16 protein-coding genes are annotated in these 20,060 nt (G+C 62.6%); 3 read left to right on the forward strand and 13 right to left on the reverse strand.

The features are described from left to right. Window positions 1–118 precede the first annotated feature (118 nt). Complete coding sequence (locus NKI96_RS08015; protein WP_352803663.1) at window positions 119–937, reverse strand: glutathione S-transferase family protein; 819 nt, start codon at window positions 935–937, stop codon at window positions 119–121. Between NKI96_RS08015 and NKI96_RS08020 the strand changes: the two genes are divergently transcribed. Further along, window positions 923–1,810 (forward strand): AraC family transcriptional regulator, encoded by an 888-nt coding sequence (locus tag NKI96_RS08020; protein ID WP_023691348.1) that lies wholly within the window; start codon window positions 923–925, stop codon window positions 1,808–1,810. The genes NKI96_RS08015 and NKI96_RS08020 overlap by 15 nt on opposite strands. 107 nt (window positions 1,811–1,917) lie before the next feature. Next, window positions 1,918–3,564: an acetolactate synthase large subunit gene (locus NKI96_RS08025; RefSeq protein ID WP_352803666.1), complete on the forward strand. Its 1,647-nt coding sequence runs from the start codon at window positions 1,918–1,920 to the stop codon at window positions 3,562–3,564. Window positions 3,565–3,593: 29 nt separating this feature from the next. Here NKI96_RS08025 and NKI96_RS08030 read toward each other — a convergent pair whose 3' ends face one another. From NKI96_RS08030 to NKI96_RS08055, 6 genes are all read right to left on the reverse strand, one after another. Next, entirely contained in the window at window positions 3,594–4,964 is a 1,371-nt protein-coding gene (locus NKI96_RS08030; RefSeq protein WP_352803668.1) for an alpha-glucosidase/alpha-galactosidase, read from the reverse strand. 21 nt (window positions 4,965–4,985) lie between these two features. After that, the gene (locus tag NKI96_RS08035; protein ID WP_352803670.1) at window positions 4,986–6,653 is read right to left on the reverse strand and encodes an ABC transporter ATP-binding protein; all 1,668 of its coding nucleotides are present in this window, start codon (window positions 6,651–6,653) and stop codon (window positions 4,986–4,988) included. 10 nt (window positions 6,654–6,663) lie between these two features. Continuing rightward, entirely contained in the window at window positions 6,664–7,800 is a 1,137-nt protein-coding gene (locus NKI96_RS08040) for an ABC transporter permease (protein ID WP_023687914.1), read from the reverse strand. Beyond that, window positions 7,801–8,808, reverse strand: a complete 1,008-nt coding sequence (locus tag NKI96_RS08045; protein ID WP_352803672.1) for an ABC transporter permease — start codon at window positions 8,806–8,808, stop codon at window positions 7,801–7,803. It lies immediately after the preceding gene. A gap of 99 nt (window positions 8,809–8,907) precedes the next feature. Then, window positions 8,908–11,019 (reverse strand): ABC transporter substrate-binding protein, encoded by a 2,112-nt coding sequence (locus NKI96_RS08050; protein ID WP_352803675.1) that lies wholly within the window; start codon window positions 11,017–11,019, stop codon window positions 8,908–8,910. A gap of 98 nt (window positions 11,020–11,117) precedes the next feature. Beyond that, entirely contained in the window at window positions 11,118–12,584 is a 1,467-nt protein-coding gene (locus tag NKI96_RS08055; RefSeq protein WP_023729456.1) for an alpha-glucosidase/alpha-galactosidase, read from the reverse strand. A 246-nt stretch (window positions 12,585–12,830) separates the two neighbouring features. Between NKI96_RS08055 and NKI96_RS08060 the strand changes: the two genes are divergently transcribed. Then, complete coding sequence (locus tag NKI96_RS08060) at window positions 12,831–13,673, forward strand: AraC family ligand binding domain-containing protein (RefSeq protein ID WP_502900255.1); 843 nt, start codon at window positions 12,831–12,833, stop codon at window positions 13,671–13,673. Window positions 13,674–13,675: 2 nt separating this feature from the next. Here NKI96_RS08060 and NKI96_RS08065 read toward each other — a convergent pair whose 3' ends face one another. From NKI96_RS08065 to NKI96_RS08090, 6 genes are all read right to left on the reverse strand, one after another. After that, complete coding sequence (locus NKI96_RS08065; RefSeq protein WP_023668129.1) at window positions 13,676–14,743, reverse strand: ABC transporter ATP-binding protein; 1,068 nt, start codon at window positions 14,741–14,743, stop codon at window positions 13,676–13,678. Window positions 14,744–14,746: 3 nt separating this feature from the next. Beyond that, entirely contained in the window at window positions 14,747–15,595 is an 849-nt protein-coding gene (locus tag NKI96_RS08070; RefSeq protein ID WP_023668128.1) for a carbohydrate ABC transporter permease, read from the reverse strand. After that, a complete protein-coding gene (locus NKI96_RS08075; RefSeq protein ID WP_023748105.1) occupies window positions 15,595–16,518 on the reverse strand; it encodes a carbohydrate ABC transporter permease in 924 nt (307 codons plus the stop codon). The genes NKI96_RS08070 and NKI96_RS08075 overlap by 1 nt, the downstream gene beginning before the upstream one ends. Before the next feature lie 231 nt (window positions 16,519–16,749). Further along, entirely contained in the window at window positions 16,750–18,027 is a 1,278-nt protein-coding gene (locus NKI96_RS08080) for an ABC transporter substrate-binding protein (RefSeq protein WP_352803682.1), read from the reverse strand. Window positions 18,028–18,053: 26 nt separating this feature from the next. Next, window positions 18,054–19,250: a PLP-dependent transferase gene (locus NKI96_RS08085; protein ID WP_352803684.1), complete on the reverse strand. Its 1,197-nt coding sequence runs from the start codon at window positions 19,248–19,250 to the stop codon at window positions 18,054–18,056. Next, the gene (locus NKI96_RS08090) at window positions 19,247–19,981 is read right to left on the reverse strand and encodes a FadR/GntR family transcriptional regulator (RefSeq protein WP_023668124.1); all 735 of its coding nucleotides are present in this window, start codon (window positions 19,979–19,981) and stop codon (window positions 19,247–19,249) included. Before NKI96_RS08090 ends, NKI96_RS08085 begins: the two co-directional genes overlap by 4 nt. Window positions 19,982–20,060 lie beyond the last annotated feature (79 nt).

Here is a 20,060-nt window from a genome sequence, read left to right on the forward strand (position 1 = left end):
TCACCTCTCGCGGGACCTGCTTGATGCCGCATATTTACAGGCTTGCGCCTGCCGCAAGAAGCAAATGACTGACCTTGCAGCACCATAGTGAGGAATTTTTTTCCGTTGCCCGCTCGTCTCAGGCCGCGAGAAGCGGGCCATAGGATTCCAGGTAGAAGCCGGGCGACCTCGCGCAGGTCCGCACCGCCTCCCTTGCGGCAACCGTTTCCTGCCACCGCAGCAGGCGCTCGCATTCGGTCGGCATGACGAAGCCCAGATATTTCTCAAGCACGCACAGCTGTTCGAACCAGGGATAGAAGGCGATGTCGGCGGCGCTGAATTCCGAGCCCAGCAAAAACCGTTCGTCCGCCCCTCGCAGGGCGAAGGCATGCTGTTCCACAAAGCGCAGATCGTCGGCAAGCTGGGCCTTGATCCGCTTATGAACCATAGCGTCGGAACTGTGCATCATGGTTGCCGTCCGGGCGTAAAGCTGCGTGTCGGCGAAGCTGATCCAGATGCGCGCCTCAGCGCGGGCCTGAGCATCCCTGGGGAAAATCGGCCGTTCGGGGAATGCATCATCGAGATATTCGCAGATGATCGCCGACTCCCTGACATATTGCCCCTGATGGCGCAGCAGCGGCACCTTTCCAGTCGGCGTGAGTTTCAGGAACCACGCCGGCTTGTTGCGCAGATCGATTTCGATTTCCGTCGCCTGCAGGCCTTTCTCGGCAAGGGCGAGCCTGACACGGTGCGCATAGGGACAAAGCTGCGCGACAAAAAGCTCGATTGGCGGCATGAATAACTCCTGAGTTTCGTTATCGCCGACAAGCGGCCTGTCGGGCATAGCTAGGTCCAGTAAGGCCGGCGCGCTATTCGACAGCGTCTGGATTGATTTATCGATCGTCTGTTTCTGGAGCGGAGCGTGGATCTCCTGGCTACCCTCATGCGCGAATTGCACTTCGCAGCCGCCGGGTACCGGCGCCTCGAACTGGCCGCGCCCTGGGCGATCTCGTTCAGCCAGGCTGGGCTTCGCGGCATTCACGTCGTCATCAAGGGGCGATGCGAGGCGGTGTTCGGTGAGGAAGATGTGGAGCCTCTCGATGCCGGCGACCTGATCATTGCACCGCGTGCCGATCCGCATGTGCTGCGGTCGCCCGGCGCGCTCAAAAGCGCGAACGTCCCCGCCGCCGAACTGGCGACCCAAACCGCAGCCGGGCGTATTCGCAGCGGCGGCGAAGGCGAAAAAACCGTCATCCTGTGCGGCGCCTTCGCCTTTCGCGACGCCGACCATCCGGCACTTGCCGGCCTGCCGCGCATCGTTCACATCCGGGGATCGAATGGCCGTCTGCCCAAATGGCTGCGTGGCTATGTCGAGGCTTTGCTGGTGGAAGCGACCGACGAAGGTCCCGGCAGCGACGTGGTCATGGCTCGCCTGTCTGGGGCCATCGTCACGCGCGCCTTGCGCTCCGGTCTGGAAAGCATGGACAATCCAGGTTGGCTGAGGGGATTGCAGGACCCCGCGATCGCCAGAGCGCTCGCCACCCTGCATGAAGCCTATGGCCACGACTGGACGATCGAGACCCTGGCACGCGCGGTCGGGCTCTCCAGGGCAACCTTTGCCGCCCGCTTTCGCGATCTCGTCGGCGAAGCGCCCATGGCTTATCTCTTCGGCTGCCGCATGCGGCAGGCCAGCCGGCTGCTGCACGAGGGCAAGAGCCTGGGCCAAGTCGCCGAGGCCGTCGGCTACAGCTCGGAAGCCGCCTTCTCCACCGCCTTCAGGCGCCACGCCGGCGTCTCGCCCGGCCAATTCAGGAAACGGAAGGATCTGTAAGGCAGAGCGATATTGGCGGCGGCCGCGCCTCGCGCTAGGACTTTGCCAGCACTATGTCTGATCATATCCCGACGCGGTTCGCCGCCGCTTTGCCCAGGAGATGCTTCGTGCCCAAAGGTTCTGACCTGCTTGTTGGCGCCCTCGAGAATGAGGGCGTCGATCGCATCTTCGGCATTCCCGGCGAAGAAAACCTGGACGTCGTCGAATCCATCCGCAAATCCTCGATCCAGCTCATCCTCACCCGTCATGAGCAGGCGGCGGCGTTCATGGCCGCCACCCATGGCAGGCTCACCGGCAAGCCAGGTGTGTGCATCACCACGCTGGGACCCGGCGCCCTGAACCTGACGACGGGTGCCGCCTATGCGCTGCTCGGCGCCATGCCGATGATCATGATCACCGGGCAGAAGGGCATCCGCTCGTCGCGCCAGGCCCGCTTCCAGATCGTCGACATCGTCGCCGCGATGAAGCCGTTGACCAAGCTGTCACGTCAGATCATCTCGGCGAAGACCATTCCCGCCGTGGTGCGCGAAGCGTTTCGGATTGCCGAGGAGGAGCGTCCGGGGCCGGTGCATCTGGAACTGCCCGAAGACATCGCGGCCGAGGAGTGCGACGATGTCGCGCTGATCCCGCCGCATCCGATCGAGCTTCCGCTGGCCAGCCCGCTGGCGCTCGACCGTGCCGCTGAGATGATCATCAAGGCGCAGCGTCCGCTGGCGATGCTGGGCGCCGCCGCGTCGCGGCCGCGCTCGACCTCCGATCTCGCCCAGTTCGTTATCAGAACCGGCATCCCCTATTTCACCACGCAGATGGGCAAGGGCACGGTGCCTGGCGGAACCGAGCTCTATATGGGCACCGCCGCGCTGTCCGAGCGCGACTATGTCCATGAGGCGATAGAGCAGGCCGACCTCATCATCACCATCGGCCACGACACGATCGAGAAGCCGCCCTTCATTATGGGCGACAAGGGACCGAAGGTGATCCATGTCGGCTACCAGCCGGCCAATGTCGAGCAGGTCTATTTCCCGCAGACCGAAGTGGTCGGCGACATCGGCGCTTCGCTCAGGCTGCTTGCCGACCGGATCGAGGGCAAGATCCCCAACGCGCAGGCGCTACTGCCGCTGCGCGAAGGGATTTTGAGCCGCATTGCCACCCGCGCCACCGAAGACCGTTTCACGCCGCAGCGCTTGGTGCACGATGTGCGCGCGGTGATGCCGGCCGATGGCATCCTGGCGCTCGACAACGGCATGTACAAGATCTGGTTCGCGCGCAATTACCGCACGCGCGTCGCCAACACTTTGCTGCTCGACAACGCCCTGGCCACGATGGGCGCCGGCCTGCCCTCGGCGATGACGGCCGCGATGCTCTATCCCGGCCGCCGCGTCATGGCGATCTGCGGCGACGGCGGCTTCATGATGAACAGCCAGGAGCTGGAAACCGCCGTCAGGCTGAAACTTAACCTCGTCGTGCTGATCATCGAGGACAATGCTTTCGGCATGATCCGCTGGAAGCAGGCGGTCGACCAGTTCCCCGATTTCGGCATGACCTTCGGCAATCCCGATTTCGTCCGCTATGCCGAGGCCTATGGCGCCAAGGGAACCAGGGTCGGCGCCGTCTCAGAAATACAATCGACGCTTGAACAGGCCTTTGCCGGCGGTGGCGTCCATCTCGTCGTCGTTCCGATCGACTATTCGGAGAACGAGCGCGTGCTGGTCGAGGAACTGCGCCACCGGTTGCCGGCGCCACCGGAGGCCTGACGGTGGAGTAGATACCGCCGCAGCAGCGCTCAGGCGGCCCGGACCTTGGCGCTCCCACGCGCCCAGGTCGGCAGCCAGTCGCCATGTGTCGCCAGCAACTCATCGACCAGCGCCCAGATCTGGTCGAGGTCGAGTTCGGCCGCCGTATGCGGGTCCATCATCGCCGCGTGGTAGATGTGCTCGCGGTTTTCGGTCATCAACGCCTGCACCGTCAGTTCCTGCACATTGATGTTGGTGCGTATCAACGCGGTGAGTTGCGGCGGCAGCTCGCCAATATAGGTCGGCTGGATGCCGGAGGCGTCCACCAAACACGGCACCTCGGCGGCGCAATTGTCCGGCAGCGAGGTGATGCAGCCATTGTTGCGGACATTGCCGTAGATCACCGAAGGCTCCCCGGTCCACACCGAGTTCATGATCGAGGACGCGTATTCCTTCGATTGCTCGACCTCGATGCGGTCGGCCGAGCGATAGGCCTCGGCCTGGCCCTTCCAGCGCTCGATCTGTTCGATGCAGCGCTTGGGATATTCGTCGAGCGGAATGCCGAACTTCTCGATCAGGTCGGGGCGGCCTTCCTTAATGAAATAGGGCGTGTATTCGGCGAAATGCTCGGAGCTTTCGGTGACGAAATAGCCGAGACGCGTCAGCATCTCGTAGCGCACCTTGTTGGGGCACCGCGGGTTCCAGCCCGGCTTCGGCGCCCTGCCCTCGCGATAGGCGCGGACCAGGTCCGGATAGAGGTTGCGGTAAGAGCCATCCGGCTGCCGGTGCTCGAACTTCAGGTAGAAGGCCATGTGGTTGATGCCGGCCGAGCGGTAGCGTATCTCGTCGTAGGGAATGTCGAGATCGTGCGCCAGTTCCATCACCGTGCCTTGCACCGAGTGGCAGAGGCCTACCTGCTTGATCTCAGGGTATTTCTCTGAGATCGCCCAGGTGTTGATCGCCATCGGGTTGACGTATTGCAGCATGATCGCGTCGGGGCAGACGGCCAGCATGTCCTCGCAGATCTTCCACAGATGCGGCACGGTCCGGAGGCCGCGCATGATGCCGCCGACGCCGAGCGTGTCGGCAATGGTCTGGCGCAGGCCGTATTTCTTCGGCACCTCGAAATCGGTGACGGTGCAGGGCTCAAAGCCGCCGATCTGGAAGGCGACGACGACGAAGTCGGCGCCGGCGAGCGCCCTGCGCTGGTCGGAATAGGTCTCAGCCTTCGCCTTCACGCCCAGAGTCGCGATCAGCTTGTTGACAACGATGGCGCTCTCTTCCAGCCGCTGCGGATTAATGTCCATCAGCGCGATCGTCGCGCCTGACAGCGATGGCCGCTGCATCACGTCGCCGACAATGTTCTTCATGAACACGGTCGAACCCGCGCCAATGAAGGTGATCCTGGGATGTCTTGCCACTATTAAGCCTCCGGCACTTTGCTACGCCACGTCGAAGGCGGCCCTGACGAGCCGTTCGGTGTAGGCGGTCTTGGGATGGGTGAGGACCTCGTCGACGGGTCCCTGTTCGACGATCTTGCCGTTCTGCATGACGATGACGCGATGGCAGAGCGCGCGCACCACCTTGAGGTCGTGCGAAATGAAGAGATAGCTAAGGCCGCGTTCGTCCTGCAGCTTGCGCAACAGGTCGATGATCTGCGCCTGCACCGAAAGGTCGAGCGCCGATGTCGGTTCATCGAGCAGGATGAATTCGGGCTCCAGCGCGATGGCTCGGGCAATGGCGATGCGCTGCCGCTGGCCGCCGGAAAATTCGTGCGGGAACCGCGACAGGATATCGCCGGGCATGCCGGCGCTGACCAGGGCGTCGCGAACCCGATCGACCCGCTCGCGCCGTGTCGCGCCGATCCTGTTGACGACCAGCCCTTCCTCGATGATCTGGCCGATCGTCATACGCGGGTTGAGCGACGAGAACGGATCCTGAAAAACGACCTGCATGCGCGAGCGCAGCGGCCGCATCCCGGCGCGCGACAGGCCGTGGATCGGCTGGCCGTCGAAGCTGACCTCGCCGCGCTTGGCCTCGGTGAGCCTGAGCAAGGCGAGACCGAAGGTGGTCTTGCCGGAGCCGGATTCGCCGACCAGCCCCAGTGTCTCGTGGCGGCAAAGCTTCAGGCCGAGATCGTCGACGGCGACCAGCTCGCGCCAGTCCGGCTTCAGGAAGCTGCCATGGCGTAGCATGAAGCAGACGCGCATATCGCGGGCCTCGAGGATGGTGCCGCTGTTTTCCGGCAGCGGCTGCGGCTTGCCGTGCGGCTCTGAAGCGAGCAGCCGCTTGGTATAGGCATGCTGCGGGTCGGCGAACAGCCGCTCGGTGACGTTGTGCTCGCACATCTCGCCATGCTGCATGACATAGACATAGTCGGAGAATTTTCGCACCACGGTGAGGTCGTGGGTGATCAGGATGACCGCCATCCTGAGTTCTTTTTGCAGATTGCGGATCAAATTGAGGATCTGTGCTTGCACCGTGACGTCGAGCGCTGTCGTTGGCTCGTCGGCGATCAGCACATCGGGGTCGTTGGCGAGCGCCATGGCGATCATCACGCGCTGGCGCTGCCCGCCCGACATCTGGTGCGGATACTGTTTGATGCGCGCTTCCGGCTCGGGGATCTGGACATGCCGCAAAAGCTCGAGCGCCCGCGCCCAGGCTTGCTTGCGGCTGACCTTTCGATGCACTCTGATCGCCTCGACGATCTGACTGCCGACCGTATAGATCGGGTTGAGCGAGCTCATCGGCTCCTGGAAGATCATCGAGATGCGATTGCCGCGCAACTTGCGCCGGGCGCTCTCGGGGAATTTCAGTATGTCCTGCCCGCAATAGTGGATGGTGGATTTCGGCGACACGGTGGCCCGTTTCGACAAGAGCCCCATGACAGCGCGCGCCGTCACCGACTTGCCGGAACCGGACTCGCCGACGATGGCGATCGTCTCCCCGCGATAGAGCTGGAACGAGACATCCTTCACCGCGTCGACGACGCCGTGCTCGACCTTGAAGGCGACCTCGATGTTGCGGGCATCGATGATGGGTTGGTCGTGGCGGCCGGCATGGTCGAACCGGACGGCTGGTGCGAAGGTGGCTGCGAGCGCTACAGTCATCCCGGCCACCTCAATAAGGATCGACGGCATCGCGCAGGCCGTCGCCCAGCGCGTTGAAGGCAAAGACGGTGATCAGCACGAAGCCGACCGGCGACAGGATCCACGGATAGGTGCCGATGACCGAATAGGTAGCCGTGTCCTGCAGCATCAGCCCCCACGAGATCAGCGGCGGCTTCACCGCGAAGCCGAGGAAGCCGAGAAAGGCTTCGAGCAGCACCACCGTCGGGATGGCGATCGTCACGGCGACGATGACGTGGCTCATCACATTGGGGAAAATGTGCTGCATGATGATGCGCATGTCGGTGGCGCCGACCGCCATGGCGGCGCGCACATAGTCGATCCGCGCCAGCGCCAGCGTCTTGCCGCGCACCTCGCGCGACATCTGCGCCCAGCCCAGCGCCGACATGACGATGATGACGAAGGCGAGGAAGACGTTGGTCGGCGCGGTCACCGGGATCAGCGTCGTCAGCGCAAGATAGAGCGGCAATTGCGGGAAGGCGAGCACCAGCTCGACAAAGCGCTGCATCCAGACGTCGAAGCGGCCGCCGAAATAGCCCGAGACCATGCCGACCGTGGTGCCGATGACGGTGATGATGAACACCACCGTCAGCGCTATCATCAGCGAGACGCGCGAGCCCTGGATGGCGCGCGACAACACATCCCGGCCGAATTTGTCGGTGCCGAGAAAATGCACCGGCTGGCCGTCGGCCGAAGCGAAGAAATGCCGGTTGGCGGGGATCAGTCCAAGCAGCCGGTAGTCGGCGCCCTTGACGAAGAAGCCGAGCAGGCGCGGATGCTCGTAATCCGGCCCGACGACCGGCTGGAAGGTGACCGGGTCGAGGTCAGCAGAATCCGCCAGCGCATAGACCCGCGGCTGGAGCACGAAATTCCCGTCTCTGTCGTGAAAACTCATCACTTGCGGCGGGGCGAAAGCGACATCGGTCACCTTGGGGTCCATCGGCGCGAAGAAATCGGCGAACAGCGCCATCAGCACCAGAAGCACCACCAGGATCAGCCCGGCCATGCCGGTCCAGGAGCGCCTCAGCCGGCGCCAGACCAGCGCCATATAGCTCTCATTGCCGCGCGGGGTCGCAATCGCGGTTGCTTCAGCCGGTGGCGGCGGCGGGGATGGGTCGCGCGCCAGCATCTAGCTCTCCCTGAACTGGCGCACGCGCGGATCGAGCAGCGCGAGCAGCATGTCGGCGATGATGTTGCCGACGATCAGCGTTGCCGACAGCACCATCATGAAGGTCGCCGTGACATAGACGTCGCCGACCGCCATCGAGCCGACAATGGCCGGCCCGACCGTCGGCAGCGCAAAGATGATCGCCGTCTCGATCTCGCCGGTCAGCATGTAGGGCAGCACCACGCCCTGATACATGATGAGCGGGTGCAGCGCGTTGGGCACGGCATGGCGCATGACGACGGCGCTGCCGGTCAGGCCCTTGGCCTTGGCCGTCTCGACATATTGCGCGTTCAGCGTATCGAGCAGATTGCCGCGCATGACGCGCATATTGTAGGCGAGCCCGCCGAAGGTGGCGATCGCCACCACCGGCCAGATATGCTTGACGAGGTCGGCGAATTTCGCCCACGACCACGGCGCGCCGCCATATTGCGGCGAGAAGAAGCTGCCGATCTCCGACACGTTGAACTGGAAGACCAGGAGATAGACGATGATCAGCGCCATCAGGAAGCGCGGCACCGTCATGCCGAGGAAGGAGATGGCCGACAGCACCGAGTCGATCCACGTGTATTGCCTGGTCGCCGCCCAGATGCCGAAGGTGATGCCGAGCACCGAGGCCAGCAGATGGCAGACCAATGCCAGCAGCAGCGTGCGCGGCAGCCGCTCGCCGACTACGGCGGCGACCGGCTTGTTGTAATAGAGGCTGTAGCCGAAATCGCCGCGGGTGATGATGCCGGCGACCCAGTTCAGGTACTGGACGGGCAGCGGTTTATCGAGGCCGTGCTCGACCCGATAGGCCTGCGCCTGCGCGTCGGCTTCGGCAAAAGACGCCCCGCCCTGGTTGATGAGCTGCGAACGGATATAGTCGGCATAGTCGCCCGGCGGCGCCTGGATGATGGCAAAGGTGACCAGGCTCAGGATGACCATGACCGGCACCGCCGATGCTATGCGCATGGCCAGGAATCGCAGCATCGGACCGTTTCTCCTCCTTGGATCTAATCTGTTGCCGCTGACCTTACTCCGTCCCGGCCGCGCGCGCAGCGCGGCCGGGCGTCAGCCAGGGGAGGAAACTCAGTTCGTCGGACCCTTGTCGCCGGGCTTGCCGGGAAGCTGCTCGGGGAAGAGTTCGTATTTTTGCTGCTTGTCGGCGGCGACGAAGACGCGTTCGCGCACGATCGAATCCTCGGCCCAGTTGAACATGAAGATCGGCGTTCCCTGCGGGATGTTGGAGAAGCGCTTGTTGATGATCAGGGCGCCGGGATATTCGGTCAGTCCGATATTGTAGACATGTTCCGTCGAGATCTTCTGGAACGTCTTCATCAGGCTGGCGCGCTCGTCATTGTCTGACGAGGAGACGAACTTATCGACGATGTCGACAAGCTCCTTTTCGAACGGCATCAGGTCGACCACGCCGCTTTCGGGCGCGCGGTGATCCCAGCTGGTCTTGGGTCCGACGGGCGCGAGTTGCACGGTATTCTGCACGACGGAAGTCAGCTCCTGCTCGTTGCGCCTGATCAGCCAGTCGAAGCGGCCGGAATATTGCGAGGCATCACGCTGGGTGCCGTTGAGGCCGTTGAGCACGACCCTGATGCCAAGCTTTTCCATCTGGCCGACGACGCCTTCGGCGAGGCTCTTGTCAGTGCCGTAGTCATTGTTGACCAGCATCACGATCTCGACATTCTTGCCGCCGGCGGTCCCGGCCGGGAAGTTCACGAAGCCGTCGCCATCCGTATCCTTGAGACCAGCCTTGGCCAGTTCCGCCTTGGCGCCCTCGATGTCGAAGGGATAGTAGACGGTCGAGTTGCGGTCATAGAAGCTGGTGCCCGAGGAAAAGCCACCGGGGTAGATGGCGGTGAACGGCCCCTTGACCAGCGAGTCGCCGAGCGCTTTGCGGTCGAGCGCCATGGTGATGCCCTTGCGGAAGTCCTCATTGCGATTGAGCTCGCGGATCGCCTGGCCGCGTTCGTCGGGATTGCCCCAGCCATTGGCGGAAAAGTTCATGCGCAGATTGTAGCCGATCAGGCGCGGGCCAAAGGCGAGCCGGGCCGGCGCGTCCTTGTCCGCCGCTCGCTTCAGCGAAGCGACGAAATTCTCCGGCTGCTCGAGGTTGGAGAAGTCGGCGGCCCCTGCCACCGCCTGCACGTCGCGGTCGGCCCAGGTCGACAGCTTGTAGTGCAGTTCGTTGAGATAGGGCAGCTGGTTGCCCTTCTCGTCGACCTTCCAGTAGTAGGGATTGCGGCGCAAGACGATGATGTCGTCGGGCCTATACTCCACCGGCACCCAGGCGCCCATCACCGGAATGTTCATATATTCCGGCGGGAACGCGTTCTTGAACTGCTCGTAGGTATTCTTCGAGTACTTCGGATGCTGCGGCTTGAGGATATGCGCTGGGCCGGGGCAGAAGGTGCCATAGGCCATGGCGTAGAGATACTGTTTGGGGAAAGCGTCCTTGAAGGTCCACTCGACGGTGTAATCGTCGACCTTCTTCAGCGTCGTGCCGACACCGAAGGTTTCCGCTGTGGCGCCGTTCAACGGCGAGACATTGGGGTCGACGACCTCATCGTCCCAGTAGAACATGACATCGTCGGCATTGAAGGCAACGCCGTCAGACCATTTGGCGCCTTCGACCAGGTGCATGGTCAGCGTGTGGCCATCCTTCGACCAGTGCCAGCTCCTGGCGAGGTTGGGCAGCGGCTCGGTGTCCTTGGCCTCGACCTGGAACAAAGGCGCGGTGCGCGTCAGGCATTCCGAAAGGCCGATGTCGATGCCGCCCCATCCTTGGGTCTGGCCGGCGCCATAATTCCAGCCTTCCGGCCGGCCGCCAATGACGTGGCGCATGGTGTCGCCATAAACGCCGATGCCGTCCGGCATGTTGCCGGTCTTGAACACCAGCGGGTCCTTCGGCAGGCGATCCTTGACCGGCGGCAGCTTGCCAGTCTTGACGTATTTCTCGGTGACCCACTCGGGCTCGTGATATTCGGGCAGCGCCTTGAACTCCAGGATGGAATCGCGGGCGACGTATTTGATCTTGCCCTCGGCGGGAAACGCCGCCGGCGCCGGCGGCGTGGTCGGCTCGGACGCGTATGCACTGCCAAGCGCCAATGCCGAGACGCTCAGCGCCAGCCCGGCGAGAATGCCCATTCTTCGCCCGGCGAGAATTCCAATTCCACGAAAGTTCCTCATTGTGTTCCTCCCAGATGTTTCGACGTCTGCTGCTGCCCGCATCTATTCATGATGGCTGATTGGCGAACCGGCCTCCCGCTGTCCGCCTGCCAGCATTCTCAGCCGGCCTGTTTCAGGGCCGTTTTTTCGGCGCGCAGTTCCTCGATCGAGCGCACTTTGCGCCGCGCCGCACCCGCCCAGTCGCGGGTTTTCACCATCGATTTCGAAAGCCGCTCCTTGGCGGCCGGCACGGCATCGGCGTATTGCGGCAGCCAACGCGCCTGGGCGACGACCATCTCGTCGACCATCTGCCAGACCTCTTCCGGCGTCGACACCGCACCCACCAGCGGATCGTGCAGCACCGCGAGCTTGAGCAGGTCAATGTCGCCCGTAACAGCCGCATGCACCGACATGCGCTGAACGTTGATCGAAGCCATGCAGGTGGCCGCGCAGGCTTCCGGCAGCGTGATGCCTGACGCCATGTTGATGCCGAAGCGATCGACGAAACCGGGTGATTCGATGATCGCGTCCTGCGGCAGATTGGTGATGATGCCGGTGTTCTTGACGTTGAAGTGGCCGCGATAGACGCGGTTCGTCTCCAGCGCTTCGAGAATATGGCTGGCATGCTCGTTCGAGCGCTTCGATACGTCGAGCGGCTTCGACGCCGCTTCGAGGAATTGCGGATATTCCGTCTCGAACCAGTTGCGGGTTTCCGTGGAGTAGCGAAGATAGCCGCCGGTCTCGCCATGGATCCAGTCGGACATGTCGATCCAGCGGGTGATTTCGTCCGGCCGCTTGCGATACCAGGGCAGATATTCGGAGAGATGACCGTTGCTTTCGGTGGAGTAGACGCCGAAGCGCTTCAGCACGTCGATGCGCAGCTTTTCCTGCTGCGAATAGACCGGATGCGCCTCGAAGGCAGCCACCAGTTCGTCCTTGCCGATCTTGCGGCCGTTGAGCCGCAAATCGATGAACCAGGTCTGGTGGTTGATACCGGAGCAGACATAATCGAGTTCGCTGTGCGACTTGGCGCCGAGCACTTCGGCGATCTGTTCGGCGCCGTGCTGGACACCGTGGCAGAGGCCGACCGTATCGACCTTGCCATATTCGATCGCCGCCCAGGTGTTCATCGCCATCGGGTTGGCATAGTTGAGGAATTTGGCGCCTGGCTCGGCGACCTCCAATATATCCTCGCAGAAGTCGAGGATGACCGGGATGTTGCGCTGGCCGTAGAGGATGCCCCCGGCGCAAATCGTGTCACCGACGCACTGGTCGATGCCGTATTTCAAGGGAATGCGGATATCGTCGGCATAGGCTTCGAGCCCGCCCACCCGCACGCAGCTGATGACGTAGCGCGCGCCTTCCAGCGCCTTGCGGCGGTCGGTCGTCGCCGTCACCCTGGTCGGCAGCTTGTTGGCCTCGACGATGCGGTCGAGGATCGCCTTGATCATTTGCAGATTGTGTTCGCTGAGATCGGTCAGCGCGAATTCGATGTCGCTGAATTCCGGGACGCACAAAATATCGGTGAACAGCTTCTTGGTGAAGCCGACGCTGCCGGCGCCGATAATAGCGATTTTGAAACTCATCACCTCACCTCGATGCATTCGAATGCCGGGTAAGGAGCAACAGGAAAGGGAATGGCGGCTCGCCTCGGCGCGCATGCCATTCGAGCCGGAATTCCGGCTCGTTCTCCTCCCCGCCCGCTCCTCGACCGCGGGTCTTTCGCGTTCTCAGGATTTGGATTATGCCGTTATTCCAGGGCGCGGCCAGAGAACGATTATGCTTTCGAGGGTAATTTTGTGCTGCATGATCTGATCGCCAACGGACAGTTGATGCGCACCATTTCGCTGCCGCGCGGCCGCCAGCGCCTGCATGCCATGCCGACCAGCACCGGCTATGAAGTACGCGAGGGCGTGACCTATGACTGGGATGGGCGCAAGCGCGGCCAGACACCGTTCACCGTGCTGCAGCACACGATCAGCGGCACCGGCCAGCTGCGCTACGAGAACCGCAACTACCGCCTGCAGGCCAACGACACGCTGCTGGTGCTGGTGCCACACAACCATCGCTACTGGCTGGAGAAGGGCGACCGCTGGGAATATTTCTGGATCTCGATGAATGGCGAGGAGGCGCTGCGCGTCCACAAATCCATACTCAGCGTCTCCGGCCCGGTGTTTCGGCTGCAGCCGGAGACGATCGATCATCTCGCCGATTGCAGCCTGCGCCTGATCAAGGGCGGCGCTTCGCCTGGCGCTGCTTCGGCAATCGCCTATGAGGCGGCGATGGCGCTTTACGACGATGTCTTCGGCTCGCACGCCTTCACTGAGAAACAGAGCGTCATGCAGCCGGTCATCGATCATATCAACGCCAATCTCGACAAGCCCTTGCCCGTGGCCGAGCTCGTCCAGATCAGCGGCCTCAGCCGCGCCCATTTCTCGCGCTGCTTCGCCGAGAGCGAAGGCGTTCCGCCGGCCGAGTTCGTGCTGCAGCAGCGGCTGCAGCGGGCGGCGAAGCTGCTAACCAAAGCCGATTTCCTGCCGGTCAAGGAGGTCGCCATCCTGTGCGGCTTCGAGGACGCCAACTATTTCTCGAAAGTCTTCCGCCGGCTCTTCGGCATCAACCCGACGCAGTTCCGTACCACCGGCATGTATGCCAGCCTGGGCAGCCTTCGATAGGATTACCCGATGCGGTTGCCGCTTGCGGGATCGAACAGATGCAGCGCCGCCGGATCGGCAGACAGCCGCACCGTATCGCGCGGTCGGATAGTGCTGCGTCCCATGACGAAGACACAAACCAGCTGGTTGGCGAGCCGGACATAGAACTGCGTCGACAGGCCGAGCGGCTCGACCACCTCGACTTCTGCCTTGAGCGGACCATCGTCGGCAAGCTGGATGTGCTCCGGCCGTAGCCCGACGGTGAGCACATCGCCATCCTTCGATGGCAAGCCATCAGGCAATCTCAGCTTCTGGCCGTCGGCCAGCACCGCATCCACCTTGCCGCCCTTGGCGACTGTCGCCGGAAAGAAATTCATGCCGGGCGAGCCGATGAAGCCGGCCACAAAAGTGTTGATCGGCCGATCGTAGAGTTCGAGCGGATGGCCGACCTGCTGGACGTAACCGTCATGCATGACGACGATGCGGTCGGCCATAGTCATGGCTTCGATCTGGTCGTGGGTGACATAGACCGATGTGGTCTTGAGCTGCTGGTGCAGCGCCTTGATCTCGGCGCGCATATGGACGCGCAATTTGGCGTCGAGATTGCTGAGCGGTTCGTCGAACAGGAACACTTTGGGATCGCGCACGATGGCGCGGCCCATGGCGACGCGCTGGCGCTGGCCGCCGGACAGTTGCCTAGGCAGACGTCCGAGGAAACTGTCGAGGCCGAGGCGCTTGGCCGCCGCCCCTACCCTGCCGTCGATCGTCGTCTTCTCCGCCTTCTTCAAAAGCAGGCTGAAGCCCATGTTCGACGACACGTCCATGTGCGGATAGAGCGCGTAGGACTGGAAAACCATGGCAATATCGCGGTCCTTCGGCGCGACATCGTTGACCAGCCGATCGCCGATATGGATCTCGCCGCCCGACACTTCCTCCAGCCCGGCAATCATGCGCAAAAGGGTCGACTTGCCGCAGCCGGACGGGCCGACCAGAACGACGAACTCGCCATCGGCGATTTCGAGGTCGACGCCGTGCAGGATGCGCAGCGAACCGTAGTCCTTCTCGACGTTTTGCAGCGTGACGGAAGCCATCGATTATCCTTTGACCGCGCCGGCGGTGAGGCCGGTGACGAGATAGCGTTGCAGGAAGGCGAAGAAGATGCAGACCGGGATCAGCGCCAGGATCGACGCCGCCATCATCTGCCCCCAGTCCACGGCGAACTTGCCGATATAGGTGAGCAGGCCGACGGCAAAGGTCTTCTGGTCGTCGCTGGAGATCAGCATCAGCGCGAACAGCAATTCGCTCCAGGCGGCGGTGAAGACGAAGCCGAGCGTGGCGCCCATGCCGGGCAAGGTCAGCGGCACGATCACCTTGCGCATCGCCTGCGCCCGCGTGCAGCCGTCGATCATCGCCGCTTCCTCCAGATCCTTCGGAATGCCGTCGAAGAAGGACTGCATCAGAAAGGTGGCGAAGGCGGTGTTGAAGGCGGTGTAGATGATGATCAGACCAACCAGACTGTTGGTCAGGCCAAGCTCGCCCATGACGCGGTAGATCGGCGGAATGACCATCACCAGCGGGAAGGTTTGCGTCAGCAAAAGCATGATCGCCAGCGTTGCCTTGCCGCGAAAGGTGAAGCGCGACATGGCGTAGCCGGCGAGCGTGGCGATGACTGTCACCAGGGCCGCCGTCGACACCGAGACGATAACGCTGTTGAGGAAATAGCGGGGGAAGTCAGAGGCTTCCAGGACAGTGATGAAGTTGCGGAAGGTGGTCTGCGACGGCCACAGCGTGATGCCCTCGGAATAGAGCAGCCGCTCCGGCGTTACCGAAATCTTCAGCGTCCAGAAGATCGGAAACAGCGCAAAGATCATATAGGCGGCAATCGCCGCGTAGAGGCCGATGCCGCTGAAGATGCGCGAGGAGGTGGAGCGTCCGGCAATCATCAGACGTGCCTCACCAGCAAGCGGCGGATGGCGATCAGCGCGATCGCATAGGCGATCAGCAAGATCAAGAGCAGCACCGCCACCGCGGAGGCATAGCCCTTGTCCAGCGACTTGAAGGCACTGACATAGATGTAGACCGGCACCGTGCTGGTCGAGCCTGCCGGCCCGCCCTCGGTCATGACAAAGATCAGATCGGCGAAGGTGGCGATCCAGATCGTACGCAGCATGACGGTGATGACGATGGTCGGCGCCAGGAACGGCAGCGTCACCTTGGTGAAGCGCTGCCAGGGCGAAGCGCCGTCGATTGCGGCCGCCTCATGCAGTTCCGACGGGATCGACTTCAGCGCCGCCAGCAGAGTGATGGCGAAGAACGGAATGCCGAACCAGATGTTGGCGATGATCGGCCCCCACATGGCGGTGGCCGGATCGGACAGCACATTGGTCGGCTCGGCCTTCAGCCCGAGCGTGAAGAGCCAATGCGGCAGTGGTCCGATGATCGGATTGAACAGCCACGCCCAAGTCAGGCCCGACAGGAAAGATGGCACCGCCCAGGGCAGGAACACCACCGCCTGCACGAACTTGCGCCCGACAAACGGTTTGTCGAGCAGCAGCGCCAGGCCCAGGCCGAGGAAGAACTGGAAGAACAGGCTGGCGACGGTCCACCAGAGCGTGTTGACCAGCGCCTGCCCCAGCACCTGGTCGGTCAGCATCGCCTGATACTGGCCGAGGCCGACATATTCGGATTTGAAGGCGGAGAACTTCCGGAACGAATAGCTGATGCCGATGATCAGCGGCACCAAAAGCACCACGACCAGCAGAACGATCGCCGGCGAAAGATAAAGCCAGGGCTCGATGGCCGCATGCGTCAGCCGCTTCTTTCGCGGCCGGCCGGCGGATCGTATTTCGGACACGGCATAAGTCATTAGCGCTCAACAATCATGGGTGGGTGCCGACAGCGGCAACAGCACCCTTCTCCCCGTTCACGGGGAGAAGATGCCGGCAGGCAAATGAGGGGCGGCGCCAGCCTTGGGGTGCTCGCGCTGCCCCTCATCCGGGCCTGTCTATGCATGTCGTTGTCCCAAAACCGCTACGCACTTTTGGGCGACATGCATTCGGGCCACCTTCTCCCCGTAAACGGGGAGAAGGTGGAAGAACTACTTCTTGTTCTTGGCCAGCCAGTCCTGCTGTTCCTTGGTCAGGAACGCGGCCCATTGATCGGCAACGTCCTTGGCCGACTTCTGGCCGAGCAGCACTTCCTGGAAATTCTTGATCGCCACCTGGTCGACGAAATTGCCGAGGTTCTCCAGATGTGTCGGCGGCGTCACCATTTCATATTTGGAAGTGTCGCTGAGTTCGGTGAACCAGCCTTTGAACTGCTCGGTCTTGAAGTGGGCATCCTGGTCGGCGCCATTGTGGATCGGCACGACGCCGACTTCCTTGGCCCATTCGAGATTGTCCTTGGGCGACAACAGCGTCGCCATCAGCTTCCAGGCATCGTCCTTGTGCTGCGAATTGGCGAACATCGCCCAGCCGGCATAGCCCAGCGTCGGATAGGATTTGCCGCTTGGCCCCACAGGCAGCGGCGCCACGGCAAAATCGTCGGCACTCATCTTGTCGGCAATGCCGATCAGCGCATCCGGATCCTGGTTGAGCATGGCGCAGGTGCCGGAATAGAAGCCGGTGACGGTCTCGTTAAAGCCCCAGCTCACCGCATCCTTGGGCGCCAGCCCGTCCTTGTACATGTCGGCCAGCATCTGCAGGCCCTTGACCGAGCCCTCCTCGTTGATGGTCGAGGTGCCGTCCTCGTTGAAGTAGCCGCCCTTGCCGGCGGCGATGTTCATGAACATGTGCATGCCGTTGAAGGCGCCCGGCCCACCGCGCAAGCAATAGCCGTACTTGCCTGGAATGGCCGAGATCTTCTTGGAGTCGGCGATGAAGTCGTCGAGCGTCGCCGGCGGACCGTCGAGACCGGCTTCCTTGAACAGCTTCTTGTTCCAGAACAGCGCATTCACATAGTAGCCGTACGGGATCATGAACTGGGTGTTGTTGACGGTCGAGCCGAACTGCTTGGCGCGGTCGCCGAGCGTTTTGGCATCATCCCATTTGGCCATGTAGGGACCGAGATCCTCGAGCTGGCCGTTGGTGGCGTAGAGGCCCATCCAGCGCTCCGGCATCTCGACGATGTCGGGCGTATCGCCGGCCTGCACCATGGTCAGGAATTTCTCGAAGGCCTGACCCCAAGGCAGCGAGACCACCTCGACCTTGACGCCGGCATTGGCAGCCTCGAACTCGGCGATCTGCTTCTTCAGGAATTCGGTACGCTGCGGGCTGGTGATGACCTCGACCAGCTTGAGGGTGGTATCGGCCAGCGCGCCGCCGGCGGAGATCGCCAGGCCGGCAGCGGTGGCAAGCATGATGCTCAGTCTTTTCATGTTCAGAACTCCCATTTTGAACCCAGTTATTTTTTTGCTTTGTCGAAGGCCTGGGCGACATCGGCCCAGAGGTCTTCGACGCTTTCCAATCCGACATTGAAGCGGATGGTTCGGGGGCTGACGCCGAAGCGCGCCATCGAATTGAGACCCGGCGTCTGCTCGAGCGACGCCTTTGCCGGCACGACCAGGCTTTCATGACCACCCCAGCTGACGCCAATGCGGAAAAATTTCAACGCATCGACGAAAGCGGGAATGTCGACATCCTCCGTCACCTCGAAGGAGAACAGCCCGGCATAGCCGGCAAGCGTCTTCTTGCCGGGATGATTGGAATAGGCAGGATGATTGACCCGCTCGACCTTGTCATGCGCCTTCAAGCGCTCGGTGATGGTGAGCCCGCTCTTCATGTGATGCGGCAGTCTCAGCGGCAGCGTGCGCAGGCCGCGCAACAGCAGCCAGCCCTCGAAGGGCGACAGCTTTGCGCCAAGCTGCGAGTAGGTCTGGTCGTTAATATGCTTGATGTGAGCGGCCGAGCCGGCCACCACGCCGGCGACGGTGTCGCTGTGACCGCCGAGATATTTCGAGGCGGAATGCAGCACCAGATCGACGCCGTGCAGGATTGGCTTCTGGAACACCGGCGTCGCCCAGGAATTGTCGATGGTGGTGACGATGCCCTGCTCTTTCGCCAGCCGCGTCAGATGCTCGAGATCCTGCAGCTCGAACATCATCGAGGTCGGGCTTTCCAGATAGAGCAATTTCGCACCGGGAAGTGCCGCCGCCACCGCATCCGGATCAGAGCCGTCGACATAGTCGACCTTGATATGCAGGCGCGGAAACAGCCGCTCGAACAGTCGGTAGGCGTCGCCATAGCAATTGCGCACCGCAAGGATGCGTTCGCCTGCGCCGACGAAAGCCAGCAACGTCGCGCTGATCGCAGCCATGCCGCTCGAAAAACCACGTGCGGCTTCAGCACCTTCAAGCGCTGCGACGCGCGACTCGAATTCCATCACCGTCGGATTGTCGCCGCGCGAATAGATCGGCTGTTTCCTGCGCCCGGCAAAGGTGTCGGCCATGTCGGCATAGCTGGCGAAGGTGAACAGCGAGGTCTGGTAGATCGGCGGCACCACCGCATTGCCGGGGAACGGGTCGTCATGCGCCAGAAGCGTCGCCGCCTCGGCGAGATAGTCGCTGCCGGAAATGCCTGGGTCGAAGCTGTGCTCGTTCATGTGCGGACCGAAAGTTTGAGGTTGGCGGCGCCGCGCTTCAAATCGTCCTCGACCGTGGCGATCAGCTTCAGCGCTTCGGCCCGGGCGCCTTCCGGATCGTGCGCGGCGATGCAGTCGAACATGGTGCGGTGGTAGGGAAAGCTTGCGTGGCCGAAATCGCGCACGCCGAGCGGATGTTCCCAGAAGCGGTGGAACAGTTCGTGCATGGCGGCGATAATCTGCTCGAACAGCGGATTGCCGCAGGCGCGGTAGATCGCCTGATGGAATTCCCAGTCCTCTTCCGACGACATGCCGGCGCGGCTGAGAAACTCTTCCTCCATGATGTCGAGCTTGCGCTCGATCTCGGCGAGGTCGTCCTTGTCGGCACGAATGGCGCAAAGGGCGGCGGCTTCCGCTTCCAGCGCGCGGCGGATTTCCAGCGTGCGCATCAGGCCGGTGAAATCATTGCCGCCGGCAAGCGTCAGCGGCATGTGCAGCATGTCGAGCGAGACGGCGGCCTTGAGATAGGTGCCCGAGCCCTGCCGGCGCTCGACCAGGCCAAGCCCTTCCCAGCGCGTCAGCGCCTCGCGCACCGTGTTGCGGCTGACCTTCAGACGCTCAGCGAGGATGCGTTCGGTCGGCAGCCTCTCACCGGGTTCCAGCTTCTCGCGCATGACGAAGCCGGCCAACGCCTTCAGCACCGCGTCGTCGCGGGCCGTCGTCTGGATCGGCGGAAGGCTGAATTCGGTCACCGGGGCAATTACCGAAGTGGTTCAATGGTCCAACCAATTTCTGCACAGACGAAGGGACCTGTCAACAGTGGAAACGCAG

The sequence above is a fragment of the Mesorhizobium sp. M0292 genome, assembly GCF_040321695.1.
Classification (GTDB): Bacteria; Pseudomonadota; Alphaproteobacteria; order Rhizobiales; family Rhizobiaceae; genus Mesorhizobium.

Bases quoted from the DNA above. Each gene is read 5' to 3' on its own strand.
- NKI96_RS08050 (WP_352803675.1), bottom strand. From the start codon at position 11,019: ATGAGGAACTTTCGTGGAATTGGAATTCTCGCCGGGCGAAGAATGGGC.
- NKI96_RS08040 (WP_023687914.1), bottom strand. From the start codon at position 7,800: ATGCTGGCGCGCGACCCATCCCCGCCGCCGCCACCGGCTGAAGCAACC.
- NKI96_RS08075 (WP_023748105.1), bottom strand. From the start codon at position 16,518: ATGACTTATGCCGTGTCCGAAATACGATCCGCCGGCCGGCCGCGAAAG.
- NKI96_RS08045 (WP_352803672.1), bottom strand. From the start codon at position 8,808: ATGCTGCGATTCCTGGCCATGCGCATAGCATCGGCGGTGCCGGTCATG.
- NKI96_RS08035 (WP_352803670.1), bottom strand. From the start codon at position 6,653: ATGACTGTAGCGCTCGCAGCCACCTTCGCACCAGCCGTCCGGTTCGAC.
- NKI96_RS08070 (WP_023668128.1), bottom strand. From the start codon at position 15,595: ATGATTGCCGGACGCTCCACCTCCTCGCGCATCTTCAGCGGCATCGGC.
- NKI96_RS08055 (WP_023729456.1), bottom strand. From the start codon at position 12,584: ATGAGTTTCAAAATCGCTATTATCGGCGCCGGCAGCGTCGGCTTCACC.
- NKI96_RS08080 (WP_352803682.1), bottom strand. From the start codon at position 18,027: ATGAAAAGACTGAGCATCATGCTTGCCACCGCTGCCGGCCTGGCGATC.
- NKI96_RS08065 (WP_023668129.1), bottom strand. From the start codon at position 14,743: ATGGCTTCCGTCACGCTGCAAAACGTCGAGAAGGACTACGGTTCGCTG.
- NKI96_RS08060 (WP_502900255.1), top strand. From the start codon at position 12,831: ATGCGCACCATTTCGCTGCCGCGCGGCCGCCAGCGCCTGCATGCCATG.
- NKI96_RS08020 (WP_023691348.1), top strand. From the start codon at position 923: ATGCGCGAATTGCACTTCGCAGCCGCCGGGTACCGGCGCCTCGAACTG.
- NKI96_RS08085 (WP_352803684.1), bottom strand. From the start codon at position 19,250: ATGAACGAGCACAGCTTCGACCCAGGCATTTCCGGCAGCGACTATCTC.